The organism is Rickettsiales endosymbiont of Stachyamoeba lipophora, from assembly GCF_003932735.1.
Lineage (GTDB): Bacteria > Pseudomonadota > Alphaproteobacteria > Rickettsiales > 33-17 > RICK01.
The window spans coordinates 723,035-738,933 of the sequence record NZ_CP033611.1; the positions used below are offsets into that span (position 1 = coordinate 723,035).

The 15,899-nt window shown below is 34.6% G+C and carries 12 protein-coding genes, 1 tRNA gene and 1 riboswitch; of the genes, 10 read left to right on the plus strand and 3 right to left on the minus strand.

Annotation, left to right across the window (positions count from 1 at the left end):
* Positions 1-5 precede the first annotated feature (5 nt).
* The 3 genes from EF513_RS03295 to EF513_RS03305 form a co-directional block, all read right to left on the minus strand.
* Positions 6-848, minus strand: a complete 843-nt coding sequence (locus EF513_RS03295) for an HlyD family secretion protein (protein ID WP_125215993.1) — start codon at positions 846-848, stop codon at positions 6-8.
* A gap of 16 nt (positions 849-864) precedes the next feature.
* Positions 865-940 (minus strand) — tRNA-Thr (locus EF513_RS03300).
* A 229-nt stretch (positions 941-1,169) separates the two neighbouring features.
* Positions 1,170-3,269 (minus strand): leucine-rich repeat domain-containing protein, encoded by a 2,100-nt coding sequence (locus EF513_RS03305; RefSeq protein ID WP_164503812.1) that lies wholly within the window; start codon positions 3,267-3,269, stop codon positions 1,170-1,172.
* Between the two features lie 209 nt (positions 3,270-3,478).
* Between EF513_RS03305 and EF513_RS03310 the strand changes: the two genes are divergently transcribed.
* The 10 genes from EF513_RS03310 to EF513_RS03355 all read left to right on the plus strand — a co-directional run bounded on the left by EF513_RS03310 (position 3,479) and on the right by EF513_RS03355 (position 15,899).
* Entirely contained in the window at positions 3,479-4,708 is a 1,230-nt protein-coding gene (locus EF513_RS03310; RefSeq protein WP_125215995.1) for an MFS transporter, read from the plus strand.
* Positions 4,709-4,886: 178 nt separating this feature from the next.
* Positions 4,887-5,004, plus strand: a riboswitch (TPP riboswitch).
* Complete coding sequence (locus tag EF513_RS03315) at positions 4,995-6,302, plus strand: SLC5/6 family protein (RefSeq protein WP_125215996.1); 1,308 nt, start codon at positions 4,995-4,997, stop codon at positions 6,300-6,302. Its footprint overlaps the riboswitch before it by 10 nt.
* Before the next feature lie 68 nt (positions 6,303-6,370).
* Positions 6,371-7,246: a 4-hydroxy-tetrahydrodipicolinate synthase gene (gene dapA, locus EF513_RS03320; RefSeq protein WP_164503813.1), complete on the plus strand. Its 876-nt coding sequence runs from the start codon at positions 6,371-6,373 to the stop codon at positions 7,244-7,246.
* Entirely contained in the window at positions 7,236-7,706 is a 471-nt protein-coding gene (smpB, locus tag EF513_RS03325) for an SsrA-binding protein SmpB (protein WP_125215998.1), read from the plus strand. Before dapA ends, smpB begins: the two co-directional genes overlap by 11 nt.
* Before the next feature lie 3 nt (positions 7,707-7,709).
* Positions 7,710-8,678, plus strand: coding sequence for a sodium-dependent bicarbonate transport family permease (locus tag EF513_RS03330; RefSeq protein WP_125215999.1), 969 nt, complete (start codon positions 7,710-7,712; stop codon positions 8,676-8,678).
* A gap of 44 nt (positions 8,679-8,722) precedes the next feature.
* Complete coding sequence (gene pheS / locus EF513_RS03335) at positions 8,723-9,787, plus strand: phenylalanine--tRNA ligase subunit alpha (RefSeq protein WP_125216000.1); 1,065 nt, start codon at positions 8,723-8,725, stop codon at positions 9,785-9,787.
* Complete coding sequence (gene pheT / locus EF513_RS03340; RefSeq protein WP_125216001.1) at positions 9,784-12,165, plus strand: phenylalanine--tRNA ligase subunit beta; 2,382 nt, start codon at positions 9,784-9,786, stop codon at positions 12,163-12,165. The genes pheS and pheT overlap by 4 nt, the downstream gene beginning before the upstream one ends.
* A gap of 6 nt (positions 12,166-12,171) precedes the next feature.
* Positions 12,172-13,977, plus strand: a complete 1,806-nt coding sequence (lepA, locus tag EF513_RS03345) for a translation elongation factor 4 (protein WP_125216002.1) — start codon at positions 12,172-12,174, stop codon at positions 13,975-13,977.
* Between the two features lie 67 nt (positions 13,978-14,044).
* Positions 14,045-15,103: an OmpA family protein gene (locus tag EF513_RS03350; RefSeq protein WP_125216003.1), complete on the plus strand. Its 1,059-nt coding sequence runs from the start codon at positions 14,045-14,047 to the stop codon at positions 15,101-15,103.
* The gene (locus EF513_RS03355; RefSeq protein ID WP_125216004.1) at positions 15,087-15,899 is read left to right on the plus strand and encodes a hypothetical protein; all 813 of its coding nucleotides are present in this window, start codon (positions 15,087-15,089) and stop codon (positions 15,897-15,899) included. The genes EF513_RS03350 and EF513_RS03355 overlap by 17 nt, the downstream gene beginning before the upstream one ends.

Below are 15,899 nucleotides of genomic sequence, written 5' to 3' on the forward strand. Positions count from 1 at the left end.
TGAAGCTAGTTGGTGTATATTTTTATAGTTGCAGAAAGGCCTGATTTTAACAAGGCTAAATCCTGCGATTTATCAAACCCAATCTTCACCGGCACCCGTCTGATAATTTTAGTAAAATTTCCGGTAGCATTTTCAGGCGGTAAAATACTAAAATCAGCACCAGTAGCTTTAGCAATACCTTCTACCCTACCCATAAATTTCTTACCCGGATATGCATCAAGCTTAATCTCAACTTTTTGACCAGGTTTTAAATTTTTAAGCTGGGTTTCCTTTAAATTTGCTTCAACCCAAAAATTTTGATCATCCACCAAATATGCAAGCATCTGACCTACTCTAACTAGCTGGCCTGGAGCTACCGCTCGATTATTAACCACCCCTTTAGTTTGAGCTCTTACTTTGGTATGGTTTAGATTATCCTGCTGTAGTTCAGCCTTAGCCCTAGCTTTATTTACAATAGCTACAGCATTATTAACTTTGTTAGCAGCTTGGTCTAAAGCTTTTTCAGAAGCAAAATCATCCTTTTTTAACTGTTTAGCCCGCCTTAATTCTTTTTCAGCTAGGCTTAAATCTGCTTCAGCAATTTGGAGTTCGCTTGCAGCAATTATTTGCTTATTCGTATAATCTTTAGCATCAATCTCAAATAAGATCTCATCTTGTTCAACTTGTGCATTATCGCTAAAATTAATTTTGGAAATAAACCCATCCACTTTTGCAGCCACTGGAATTATATTTGCTTTTAAGTATGCATTGTCTGAAGATTCACTAGAAGTAGATAGGAACTTACTGATAATAAAAATTACACCTAGCACTCCTATTGTTAATACAGCTAATTTAGTATTTTTATGCATTATTGATGCCTTATAATGGTGCCGCCAAAGGGATTCGAACCCCCGACCCACGCTTTACGAAAGCGTTGCTCTACCAGCTGAGCTATAGCGGCTTTATTTTTTATTATTTTGGAAATTATTTTTTACAAATATGTTTTTGCTAAGCAATAAAATAACCTATATTCCTAGCAAAATCAAAATTTATTTAATAATATTTAGATCAATCTTGCTAATTTGAACTTTAAGGCTTAATTGCTCTTATCTTCACGCACCACATAGCATAAAAATGCCACCTACCAAGCAGTCTTCATTATATTATGACATATAATAAGAAGCAACTTACTAAAGACCTATGCCTGTGGTTTTGCTGGTTTTTATTATTCTACTTAAAAATTCTTTGGGTGTAATATTTTCAATTTTTTCGGCTAAACATTTTGGTACAACATACCTTGCCGCATCCGTAACTTTACCACTAGCTTTACCAACAAAGCTAAAAGTACTGTTTAAAGCTGGAATATAACGTCCTGCAATATACATTAGGGCCGCTATCGCTACCACCGGTATTACAAAAGCAGCTAAAATTTTAGCTTTATTTAAGATCGGTTGCAGTTTTTCTCTATAGCTTAACTGTTGTGCCTTCCTAGCTTGCTCAAAAGCATTCTGCTCCCTACTATCCCTAGAAATAATCTCAACCGGGTGATTTGGTATGTTGCCCGCCACTCTACCTAGCTCTTTAGCAAAATCCTCTGGAATGCCGGTAAAATAAAGAGAGTTTATGTTAGTGTGTTGAGATAAGGCTGTTATTGTTATAATAGCTTGTGCTTTTGAGATGCCATTCCCACCTAATTCAAGAGTATGTAATCCTTTTAATTTTAATAACGCTTCTGCAAAATTGGTAAAATCCTCCTTACTGTAATTGCGTACATACCTCCTACGCACTCCTAGTTCTATTCTCCCCCATACTAAATTGTTCCAGGATAAATCAAGAGTATGAAGCTTAGGACAATCTTGGAGAGCCTCTATAATAATTAGAGCTCTTCTAGCGTCTATACGATTCAAATGTAAATCAAGAGTGTGCAAATTTTTTAAGGCTGATAGAGCTCCCATCAAATTGGCAAAGGCATCGCCATCAACTTCATATAGCTTATTGCCACCCAAAGCAAGGCTACGCAAATTCTTTAAACCTGACAAAGCTTCTGCCAGGCTAGATAGACCTTCAGCATCCTCCTCTCCTAGCTTGTTACCCCATAAATCAAGAGTATGAAGCTTAGGACAACCTTGGAGAGGTCCTACTAGGATTCCAGCTTGGCGTGCTCCCAGCTTGTTATACCTTAAATTAAAAGTGCTCAAGTTTTGTAAGCCTGATAAAGTTACTGCTAAATTGGCTAGGCTATCAGCGTTCCAGCTCCCTAGCTGGTTGTCGCTCAAATCAAGAGTATGAAGCTTAGAGCAGTTCTGTATAGCTACTGCTAAATTGGCTAGGCTATCAGCGTTCCGGCTCCCTAGCTGGTTGCTGCGCAAATTAAGAGTACACAAGTTTTTTAAGGCTGATAGAGCTGCTGATAAGCTGGCAAGCTTACCAGCATCCATTTCGCTTAGATTGTTATTTGCTAACTCAAGAGTACGTAAACTTTTTAAGGTTGATAAAGCTGCGGATAAGTTGGTAAAATTGCTGGCATCCACAGTTCCTAGGTCATTATTCATTAAGCTAAGAGTGCGCAAATTACTACAGTGATGCAATTGAGAGATTAATGCAATAATGTTGGATCTGTTTGCATTTAACTCTTTATTGCGTTGCCAAGAACAGTCAATAGCGTATATGCTATCAGCCAATTCTACATTATTCTGAATTTCCTTAGTCAACAGCTCGATAGAGCCTTTGGTAACCCGGATACTTCTCTTTAAGTTAGGATATAATTTTATCAGCAGGGGATATATTTTTACGGACGTATCTGTGCCCAAATAATAAGTTGAAATTATTACTTCATCACTACAGATGGGCTCAATCTTTGATAAGTCTTCCTCTTGATCAATTGCATCTTGCCGCAGCAATTTCCATACACCTTGGCGCAACCATTGCCAAACACTTACAGTTTCACCTTGTTGTTGTAGCCAATTCCAAATGCGCATTATATCATTTTTTCTTTGTTGCTTTTGAGCTACATCAAGATCCATGGCATCTATTGAATAAATGATGTCCATTTTAATGTCTTTAAGGCAGTAGACTGTATCTTTCTTAACAAAATGGTCCGGTCTAACAAATTTGGTATAATAATCGCCTATTGCTTGCCGAAAGAAGCGACTTGCCGACCTTGCTTTATATAATTTGCCTGTATTAAGATGTGGTAAAATATGTTCTGAATATACATCCCTTGGTATATCTTTAAATGTTATATCTTTAAAACGTCCTCTCTCAGTTGCCACCTTGATAGTATTATTCATTAGAAAAGCCATATTTCATTCTTATTATGATTACGGTAAATTAACACACAATTAATAAATGGTAAAGATATTTAACCTTATTAGCTAAACATCCGCTAATAATATCAATAAAAGATTTATTAAAAAGCTTCACGTTGCTTTATTAAAATTAATTCATATAGTAGGAAAATAATATTGTATTACCATTAAACTATAATAAAATATTAGCAATGTTAGCTTTACTTTACCGCCAGCTTAAATATTTTTTTACTAATAAAAATCAAAATTCCATTTTGTTAGGAACTTTATTTGAGCATTTTGATGCTAGCCTTTATGGGTTTATGGCTCCCTTTTTGGCACCTTTATTCTTTCCGAATTATGATCCGGTAAGCGGTATGATTTTAATGTTCTCAACTTATCCTATAACTTATTTATCTAAACCTTTTGGCGCTTATATAATAGGACAGATTGGTGATAAATATGGTAGAAAAAGAGCATTACTTATTTCTATGATCGGTATGGGTGGTGCAACTTTGCTCATGGGATTACTCCCCACTTATGAAACCGTAGGAATTTATGCACCTGTTTTTTTATTGCTAACGCGTATGGCTCAAGTTTTTTTCCTATCAGGTGAATCAAATGGCGGCCCTATCTTTATGCTAGAGCACAGCAAAACCGGCTATCTTGGTAGGGCCAGTGGTTTTTATTGTACTTTTACCGGGCTTGGTATTTTTCTAGGTTCATTTACCTCGGCCGTAATAATGAAAGCCGGTATCGAATATTGGAGGGTACCTTATTTCTTTGGTTTTATTACCGCTATTTGTGCAGTATATTTAAGATATAAAACCAGTGAAACACCTGCATTTAAAAATGCAGCAGACCTTAAAGATGACAAACTTCCGGTACGGAAATTAATCAATTTAATTGCTATCTCAGCGTTTGCGCGCATTCTATATATGGTACCTAGTGTGCTAATAGTTACCTTTATTCCGCTTGCAACTAACATACCCACCTCTCAAATTCTGTATCTAAATACCCTTTCGTTGTTAATTTATACTATCTCTTTACCTTTTATGGGAATTTTAACTGATAGGCTAACTCCTAAAGTAATGCTGTCATTATCAATCAAGCTTGCAGTATTCCTAGCATATCCGCTATTTTGTTTATTTTATTATAAGAATATTTATCTAATGTTCTTCTCAAAAGTAGTAATTATTCTTATAACCGCAGCCTTTTATTGCGCGCTCCATCCTTGGTATATCTCCCAGTTTATGGTTAAACAGCGTTACAAATATGTCTCTCTTGGTTATGCAATCGGCGCACAAATTGGCGCTTCTTCTCCAGCTATATCAATGGCTATTTATAAAAAAACCGGGCTAATTTCCAGCTATACCCTGCTAATTATTATTTTCGGCTGTTTATCATTGTTTCTAAATAAATTTAAAACCAAAGAATTATAGATCTTATAAAATTACTTTCCTAGAAACCCAGAAAACAAAAAAGCTTCATAACAAAAATGCAGGCGAGGAACATAATTTATTAAGCATCAATGATTATCCCAAATTGAGTTCGCTCCAAAATCATTTGTTAAACTAAGAAAAGCCTATTGATTTATAATTTTACATAAGTAATATCAGACATATAAACCGGGGGAACTACACCTTAAGTAGTTGAGAATGAGCTTTAACAAGGTAGCTTTAGACCCTTAGAACCTGAACACGTTAACACTTGCGTAGGGAGAGTCAGATGTTAAACCATGCTATTTTCTATTATCTTATTTTTAGCCTATCGTTCAATTATCTATTAAATCGTTTTAGCAGAAAAACAAACAAAATTACCCTAAGTACTTTTGGATTTATCGCTACTATCGTACCTACTTGGTATGGGGGCATACTTGCCGTGAGTGAGTTTTATTATAATAAAGGTATTATTGGCTGGCTATCATTTTCAGCACCTTATCATTGTTATTTAATTTTACTGTTAATTTTTATTAATAAAATTCGTAACAGCTCTTATTTAACTATACCCGAGCTTTTTGCTAATCATTACAGCAGCTTAACCGGCAAAATCGCTTCTGTTTTAATTATGCTGCATACTAGCCCTGCAACTTATATACTCATGTCTTCTTTTCTGCTGTCTTATGTTACTGGGGTTTCTAAGCTAGTAGCTTCTATTGCCATTTGTACTTATATTTTTATCACGATTAGCATTAAGAGCTTTAACTCGGTTAAAATTTCTAATTTTATTGATTTTTGTATGATGTATCTAGGGCTTGTTAGTCTGTTTATATTCTGCCAATTTAATACCACCTCATTTACTACTCCCATTAGCTATTTTCCAGCTACATTCGAAGCTAAAGATCTACATAAGCTTATTTCTTGCTATGTAATAGCCAGCTCTACTATTATTGATCCTAATTTCTTTTTTAGAGTCAAGATGTGTAAGGATAATCAAACGGCTGTTAAAGGGATTATTGGATCACTAATATTTTTTATTATTTTTGATTTTTGCGCCATATACTGCACTGGTTTGGCTAAAATATTTTCTCCTAATTTATCGCAACCAGCTCTAAGCTTATTAGCAATTAGCAAATCTCTTATGCCGCATTGGATAAACACCTTCTTTAACATAGCTATTCTGTCTATTTCTTTATCTTCTGCGGTTAGTTATACTTATAGTAATATCCATACTTTAAGCTTTGATATTTTAAAGCAAAAGCATAGCAGCCTTACTATTAACCTGCTCGTGATTGTCTTCAATTTTTTAATAGCTCAGATGTTTACCTCAATCATTGATGTGTGGTATTATTTAGGCAGTATTAGCATACCAGGATTGATTATTTTAATGCTCTGTTATTATTGTAAAATTTCACTAAGCAGCAAAGCTGCCATTATAATAATGCTTACCAGCACTACCAGCGCTAGTATATGGAGCTTTAGTAATACTAGCTATAGTCCAGTAGAAATCGGCATTTGTAGCGCTTTAAGTTTGCTTATGCTGTTAAAATCTCGGGAAATAATCATGCATAAATTATGGCATAACTATAAAAATTAAAATCTAACATTGTAAAATTTTGCAAGAATGTTAATCTATCTGCTAAAAAGTACTTTTATTTAATGATTATGAAACTTCAAGGTCCTATCACTGCATTAATAACCCCTTTCAATGAAGATTATTCTATAGATTTTGAATCTTTAGAAAAAATTGTTGGCTGGCAGGTTGATAACAAAATTTCAGGCCTGGTAGTAAATGGCACTACTGGTGAATCACCCAACATAACAGATGATGAGCTAATTGAGCTAATAAAAGCAACCAAAGCCAAAGCAGGCACTTGCCCCTTAATTATAGGAGCGGGCAGTAATTCAACCAAGAAAGCCATCCTTAAAGCTCAGCTTGCCCAAAAGTACGGCGCTAATGCTGTTTTAGTAGTATGCCCTTATTATAATAAACCTACCCAACAAGGGTTATATGAGCATTTTGCTGCGATTGCTAAAAACATTAATATTCCAATTATTATTTACAACATTCCAGGTCGAACTAATGTAAATTTGGAAATTGAGATTATTGAACGATTATATAAAGATTTTGGTAATATTATTGGCATTAAGGAATCTACTAATGAAATCCTCAGATTTCATACACTTTCTCAAATAGGCAAGGATTTTAGGATATTTTGTGGAGACGATGCACTGTCTTTACCAAGCTACCTGCTAGGAGCATGCGGAACCATTTCAGTGTTAAGCAATATCCTTCCTGATTTAGTAGTAGAGATGAACAATCTATACTTTGATAATAAAGTAGAACAAGCCAAAACGATATATGATCATTTGTTTAAATTTACCAATCTATTATTTAGCGAGACTAACCCTATACCCACCAAATTTGCTTTAAGTAAAATCGGTTTATGTAAAAACATCTTAAGAGCACCTCTTACCCAGCTATCAACGGAATCTCAGCCTAAAATTTTAAATGAGTTGAAAAAGTTTTATGAGCTCTAAGAAAAACCCCAATAAAATTATCGTTGCATCTAATAGAAAAGCTCGTTTTGATTATTTTATCGAAGAAAGCTTTGAAGTCGGTATTGTATTAATAGGCAGCGAAGTTAAGTCTTTAAGAGAAGGTAAAGCCAATATCAACGAAGCTTATGCTATTGAACAAAACAATGAAATTTATCTAATGCAGGCACACATCTCTGAATATAAAGGGGCCAACCAATTTAATCACGAGCCGAAAAGAGCACGAAAACTGTTGTTACATCGTAAGCAAATTAATAAATTGATTGGCAAAGTTAAAATTAAAGGTTATAGCTTAATTCCACTTGAAATTTACTTTAATGGCAAGCGAATGGCCAAGGTAACCTTAGCTCTCGCCAAAGGTAAACAAAATATCGATAAACGTGAAACCATTAAAGAGCGTGAATGGAAAAGAGAACAATCCCGTCTTGTTAGGAGTAAGTAATTAATGGATCTATTAAGCTTTATTCATGTTAATTTGCTTAATCCCGCTATAATGTGTTTTATTCTAGGTATTATTGCCACTATCTTTAAAAGCAACTTATCCCTGCCTGATGTAGTATATGATGCTATAGCTATCTATTTGTTATTAGCTATTGGGATCAAAGGCGGAATAAAAATTGCTAGCAGCGATTTAAGCAACTTTACTTTGCCCGTGTTTGCTACCATTGCTATTGCTTTGTTAACCACCTTTATAGCTTTCTTTTTGCTGAAGTTAGTAGGCAAACTAGACTTTATCAATTCTGCAGCAATTGCTGCTCATTACGGTTCAGTTTCGGTGGTTACTTTTATGGCAGCCATCAGTTTTTTACAGATTATGCAAATTGAATATGAACCTTTCATGACAGCTTTAGTTGCTATCTTAGAGGTGCCTTCCATTATTATAGCGCTTTGTATGGTCTATATTAAGCGTTCTGGAAAGATTAGCCATATTTTTAAAGCATTAAGAAAAGCACTTAGCACTAAAAGCTTAATTTTACTCATTGGCGGAATTACCATTGGGATGACCATGGATAAGAACCATACTCAGGATATCAAATATTTTTTTGAAACTCCTTTTAAAGGAGTTTTATGCTTATTCTTATTACAAAAAGGTATTGTAGCCGCCACCAAATTTCATGAGATTAGAAAAATTGGTAGCTTTTTAATTATTTTCAATTTAGCGGTTCCAATTCCTTTTGCTTTAATAGGTATCTATCTCGGTAAGCTGTGTGGTTTATCGCTCGGCGGAGGAACATTGCTCGGCGTTATGGCGGCAAGCTCTTCATATATTGCAGTTCCTGCAGCAATGAAAGCTTCTCTTCCTGAGGCCAGTCCAACCTTATCGCTAGTTTCCACTTTAGGGATTAACGTTCCTTTTAATATTATTTTTGGCATTGGTATTTATTTTACGTTAGCACAAATAATTTATAGCTAGTAGCGAATTAAAATTAACAGCAATTTATAATGAATGGTTATTAAATGGATGATTTAAATAAGCTTAGTGAATCACTCATTGAGAGAATAAAAAAATCTAGCAAACTTGCAGAGCTTGATCAAATAAAAGCTGAGGCATTAGGCAAAAATGGCTTTATCACTCTTGCTATGGGTAATATAAAAAACATAGCCTCTGAGCATAAAAAAGAATATGGCGCTCAAGTTAACCATTATAAAAATTTAATTTCTGATAATGTTGAAGCCCACAAACTAAGCTTAGAAGAGCAAGAGTTAGCGAACAAGCTTAATCAAGAGAAAGTGGATATTACCTTACCACCTAAGCCACACAAAATTGGTTCTTTGCATCCCATCAGCCGCACTATAGAGGAAATTGTTAACATTTTTGGATATTTCGGTTTCAAATTGGTTCAAGGCCCTGAAATTGATACTGATTTTAACAATTTTACTGCTTTAAACATTCCTGAAACTCATCCTGCAAGGCAAATGCATGATACTTTTTATCTAAAGGAAGAGGGGTTGTTACTTAGAACGCATACTTCTAATGTGCAGATAAGAACCATGACTAATAGTAAACCACCTTTTAGAATAATTTCCACCGGCCGTACTTATAGATGCGATTGGGACATGACTCATACTCCAATGTTCCATCAAATTGAAGGTTTATGCATTGACACTAATATTAATATGGGCCATTTAAAATATTTACTGAATGAATTTTTAAAAATGTTTTTTGAAAAAGATAATATTCCAATGAGGCTAAGACCGCATTATTTCCCATTTACTGAACCTTCGGCGGAAGTTGATATTAGTTATTCACGTAACGGCAATGAGTTTAAAATTGGCGAAGGTGATAAATGGATGGAAATTTTAGGTTGCGGCATGGTGCATCCTAATGTGTTAGAAAGTTGTGGCATTGATAGCACTAAATATCAAGGTTTTGCTTTTGGCATGGGCGTAGAAAGACCAGCCATGCTTAAATATGGTATAAGCGATTTAAGAACCTTCTTTGAAGGTGACCAAAGATGGCTAGATCATTATAATTTTAAAGGATTTGACATTCCAAGTTTGATTGGAGGATTAAGCGCATGAGATTTACTTTATCCTGGCTTAAAAAATTTTTAGATACCGAAGCTGATATTCAGGCAATTTGTGATGGATTAGTTAAATTAGGCTTAGAAGTCGAAGAAGTTGAAGATTTAACATCTACCCATCATTATTTTAAAATTGCTGAAATACAAGAGGCTAAGCCTCATCCTAATGCTGATTCATTAAGAGTTTGCAAAGTATTTGACGGTGAAAAAATCTTAGATATCGTTTGTGGCGCTCCGAATGCTAGAGCGGGTATCAAAGTAGCACTTGCACCCATTGATGCGATTATTCCTAGTAACAATTTAAAAATTAAAGAGTCAAAAATCAGAGGAGAATTAAGCCAAGGCATGCTATGTTCAGCCAGCGAACTTGGTTTAGGTACTGATAGCGACGGCATTATTGAACTAGATACACAAGCTCCTATCGGTAGTAGATTTATTGATTATCAAGGATTAAACGATCCGGTAATTGAGGTGGAAGTTACTCCCAACCGCCCGGACTGTTTAGGGGTATATGGCATTGCTAGAGATTTAAGCGCACTCGGCTTAGGCAACCTAAAACCTTTAGAAATTAATGAGATCAAAGGCTCCTATGAATCACCCATTAAGGTAACAATAGAAGATACCGAAATATGTAAACATTTTGTGGGCAGGTATATTAAAAATATACAAAACACCCAATCTCCTAAATGGCTAGGAAATTTGCTTACTAGAATAGGGATGAAACCTATATCAGCCATTGTAGATATTACTAATTATATTAATTTAAGCTTTGCTCGTCCCTTACACGCCTTTGATTCAGCTAAATTAAACGGCAACATTACGGTGCGCAAAGCAAAAGATGGTGAAAATTTTACCTCTCTTGACGATAAAACCTACAATTTAACTAGCCTTGTGACTGTCGTTGCAGATAGCAAAGCATCTCAAGCAATAGCTGGTGTTATTGGTGGTAAAGATAGTGGCTGTGAGCTTAATACTACTGCTATCTTTCTTGAATCCGCCTACTTCCCTCCTTTAACCGTTATCAATTCAGGTAGAGCCTTAAATATCCATTCTGATTCACGCTTTAGATTTGAAAGAGGTATTGATCCTTTATCTGGTGAATTTGGTTCTTTACTTGCTACCCAATTGATTTTAGAGATCTGCGGCGGTGAAGCAAGCCTACCGGTAACTGCGGGTCAGGCTGAAATTAACTTACCTATCATTACCATAGATGCCAAGTTTATTGAAAGTAAGCTAGGGTTAGCAGTTAATAAAGAGCAAATTATAGAAGTTTTCAGTAAGCTAAATTGTGAGTACGAAGTATCGGGAGAAAGTTTAGCTATCACCCCTCCTAGTTACAGACGTGATCTTACAATTAAAGAAGATTTAGTTGAAGAAGTAGCCAGAGTAATAGGATATGATTCTATTCCGCTTAATCCATTACCAATGCTTAATGATAATTTTGGCAAAGTGCTAGATACTCAAACTAAATATCATTATCAATTTAAAAGATTATTAGCTAGTATCGGGTTTGATGAAGTAGTTAGCTGGTCATTTATGAACTCAGCCATTTCTAACATATTTGGGATACAAGATGAGATTGAACTAGCCAATCCAATCTCAAGCGAACTGAACGTGATGAGAAAAACCATAGTACCTAATCTTTTAAAAATTATCAAAAGTAATGAAAATAGAAGTATTTTTGACCAGTCCATTTTTGAATTAGGTCCAATATTTTTAGGCACCACCCCTGAAGCTCAACCTAAAGTATTAGCAGGAATACGCGCAGGCTTAGTAAATAAAAATCATTATCTAGGTCAGCATAAATATAACTGGTTAGATAGTAAAACCGATCTATTTACTTTACTTGAACATGTTAGTCTTGCTAATAAAGTTAAAATTGAGGCAGATAAATTGCCAGCCTATTACCATCCTTCTAAGTCAGGCCGTATTACTTTGGGCAAGAAAACTCTAGGATATTTCGGAGAGATTCATCCAAAAATTGCTAAGCAACTGGATATCAGACAAAATTTAGCGCTGTTTGAATTGTTTTTAGAAGAAATTCCTTATCCTAAATCGAAAGCTGGATATAAAGGACAAATAACACTAAATGATTATCAAAAAATAGAAAGAAGATTTTCTTTAATTACTAATAAAGACCTCAACTCTTCTGATTTAATAGTAGCGATTAAAAATGTAGAAAAAAACCTGATAAAAGACGTATCTATATTTGATTATATGGAAAATTTAAAAGGCCTGAGTGAACACCAAAAAGTGCTGGGCTTTTCTGTAACCATACAAGCAGATAATTATACTTTAACTACCGATGAAATTGATATTATCTCAAATAAGATTATCGATACTTGTTCTAAACTCGATGCAACCTTACGTGCTTAAAAAATTATGACTCATGATATTAACTTAATTAGAAACTTCTCTATTATTGCTCATATTGATCATGGCAAATCAACGCTAGCTGATCGTTTGATTGAAAAATGTGGAGGCCTAGAATCTAGGGAAATGACCTCCCAAGTGCTTGACTCGATGGATATTGAAAAAGAGCGTGGTATTACTATTAAAGCTCAAACAGTACGCTTAAAGTATCAACATAATGACAAGATATATATTTTAAACTTAATTGATACACCTGGCCACGTCGATTTTGCCTATGAGGTTAGCCGGTCGTTAGCTGCATGTGAAGGTTCATTATTAGTAGTGGATGCCAGCCAAGGGGTTGAAGCCCAGACTTTAGCCAATGTTTATCAAGCAATTGATAATAATCATGAAATCATTCCGGTATTAAATAAAGTTGATTTGCCAGCGGCTGATATTGATCGCACTAAGCAGCAAATAGAAGATGTAATTGGTTTAGATACTAGCAATGCCATTGCTATCTCAGCTAAAAGCGGTTTAGGTATAGAAGATGTGCTTAAAGGAATTGTTGAAAGGCTTCCTGCTCCAACAGGTGATATTAACAAGCCTCTTAAAGCTCTGTTGGTTGATAGCTGGTATGATCCTTATTTAGGGGTAGTAATTTTACTTAGAGTCATTGACGGCAAAATTACTAAAGACATGAAAATCAAAATGATGTCTAACAATACAATTTATAGCGTCGACACTGTGGGTATTTTTACTCCTAAAAAAATCAAAACTGAGGGTTTATATGCCGGAGAAGTAGGATTTATCACCGCTTCAATGAAGGAAGTTGCTGATTGTAAGGTTGGAGATACTATTACCACGGAAAAAAACCCATGTGATCGTGCCTTGTCAGGCTTTAAACCAAATCAACCGGTAGTATTTTGCGGTCTTTATCCTACTGATGCTTCCGAATTTGAGAATTTAAAAGAATCTTTAGGTAAATTAAGACTTAATGATGCTAGTTTTGAATATGAAATGGAAACTTCATCGGCCTTAGGTTTTGGTTTTAGATGCGGCTTTTTAGGATTGCTCCATTTAGAAATCATTCAAGAACGTTTAGATCGAGAATTTAATTTAGATCTAATTACTACTGCTCCTAGTGTAATTTACCGAGTACATTTACTTAGCAAAGAGGTATTAGAACTTCATAACCCTTCGGATATGCCTGATACTACTAAAATCGAGTTTATGGAAGAACCGTGGGTTAGAGCAACTATTATGTCACCAGACGAATATTTAGGTTCAATCTTAGCACTCTGTACTGAAAAAAGAGGGATACAAGTTGATTTAACTTATGTGGGTGCTAGAGCAATGGTAGTATATAAACTGCCGCTTAACGAGATAGTATTTGATTTTTATGACCGTTTAAAATCTTGTTCCAAAGGTTATGCAAGCTTTGACTGGCAAATGGATGAATATGCAGAAAGCGATTTAGTTAAGCTTTCAATTTTAGTAAATGCAGAACCGGTTGATGCTTTATCAATTATTGTACATAGATCTAAATCAGAGCATCGAGGTAGAGAACTTTGTAAGAGATTAAAAGATTTAATTCCTTCTCAATTATTCCAAATTGCTATTCAAGCGGCAATAGGTGGAAAAATAATTGCTCGTGAAACAGTTAAGGCTTTAAGAAAAGATGTATTAGCCAAATGTTATGGTGGTGACATCAGCAGAAAACGTAAACTTTTAGAGAAACAGAAAGCTGGTAAAAAACGCATGAGGCAAATAGGGAACGTAGAGATTCCTCAATCAGCCTTTATTGCAGCTTTAAAAATTAGTGATAATGATTAACTATCAAGTTGCGTTAGTAAATTATTCATGTATCCTATAGAATGGAATAATTAAAAGACTAACTCTTATGTTAAAGATATTTTTAAATACACTTGTTATTTCTTCGCTTGCTTTATCAAATTATTGTTTTGCCTCAATTGCTTCAAACAATGCAATGTATGAGAATTTTGATAAGCAAATTAAAGATGTAAATAAGCACAAAAGTAAAAAGAAAAATATTAAAAAAGTTAAAAAAGCTAATAAAAATTCAAAAAAATTCAAAAATTTAAAATCCAAAACGGTTGAAACTAAAGATATTCAAGCAGTAATACAACCGGAATATACACCTATACCTCATATTAGCTTAACTAACGAACCACAAATTACTCAACCGACTCAGCTAGAGAATTCTCCTATAACCACTCCAGCAATCCAACCTCCAGCCGATGAAGCAAAACCAATTGAAGTAATGCATCCAGCTGAACCTATACCTATCTATGTTCCTCAAACAATTGAAATGAAAAAGGAAGTTACTCCTTTAGAACCTCAAAAGATTCAGGCCCAAGATTTAACTTCAGCGAAAGATCAAATTATTCCTACCCACCAAAGCGGCATTAAAGAAACTAAAAAAGCTGCCCCTACAGTGAATAATATAGAGACCTCTAAGCTTCCTAATGTAGTTTCAGAGCCTGCTGTGGCTGATAAAAAGGAAACCGTAAAACCAGAAGCTACAACATCAGCTGCTCACAAGTCTGAAGCCATCACCACTCCAGCAGCTAGCAAGCCAAGCACTATTAAAAAAGAAACACTATCTTCAGCTGTAAGTAAAAAATCAAAAACACCTCTACCTTCTAGCATTACTTTGAATTTTAAAGGTGCTAGCTTCGAGCTTTCTAAGGAACAGCAAGAACAACTTAAACCACTTATTCTGGATGGAAAATCTCGTTTAAAAATTGTAGGTTTTGCTTCTAATAATGGTGAAGAGCATAATTCTGCAGCGAGAAGAATTTCTTTGCAACGAGTTATCTCTGTTAGAAAGCACTTAATTAATAATAACTATAATTCTTCTTTAATAGCTGTGCAAGCTATGGGCACTGACAATTTAAAGAATTCAGAACGAGTAGAAATTTATGTTGAAAGGGATTAAAAGATCCCTTCTTTTTCTTCTTATTTTTGTTCCTACTTTTTCATTTGCTAGCCAATATTTTACAATAAATAATAAAGATTATTATCTTAGTCATATTTATTTACCGGCTGAACAAAATTTTTTATTTAATAAATCATTTTCGAAAACCAACTCAGAAAATGAAGCTCCAGAACCCTACAAAACTCAAGTTCAAAGTGTACATATAGCACATGAGGATAAACAGTACCAAGCAATACTTTTGCCTGCTGAATTAAAACAGGCAGGAACTAAAACCCAAACCTTTCATATCTTTATCAAGCAAACTAATATTTTTAATCAAACCGAAGGGATTTATAAATTTCTTGGAGAGCACCTGACTGTACAAGAAAATTTACTATCATTAGGACAGGCAGTTTTTTATCCACAAACTTCTATTAATTCTTTTTGGTATCAAGCCTTACTTAACGCTGAACAGATAGCACGTAGCAATAAACAGGGCTTATGGCAACAGGCTAAACTTGAAGAAAACAGTTACTATCTTCATGTATCGCACAATTTCTTAATCTTGACAGGAAAAATCCAAAAAATCTCCTTGTATCAAGGACATTATTATATTAATCTAGATAAAAATATATTTAATAATTTAGTAATTATGATGCCTAAAAATTTCCTTAAAAATTTGAATATTCGCTTTAAAGATTTTTCTTCACTGGTGAATAAAAGAGTTGAGGTTAGAGGCTGGGGAACCAAGACAAAAACCAATAAAATTTACATAACTCCTTCGAACCCATTAATGGTTAGATTGCTGGAGCAGTAA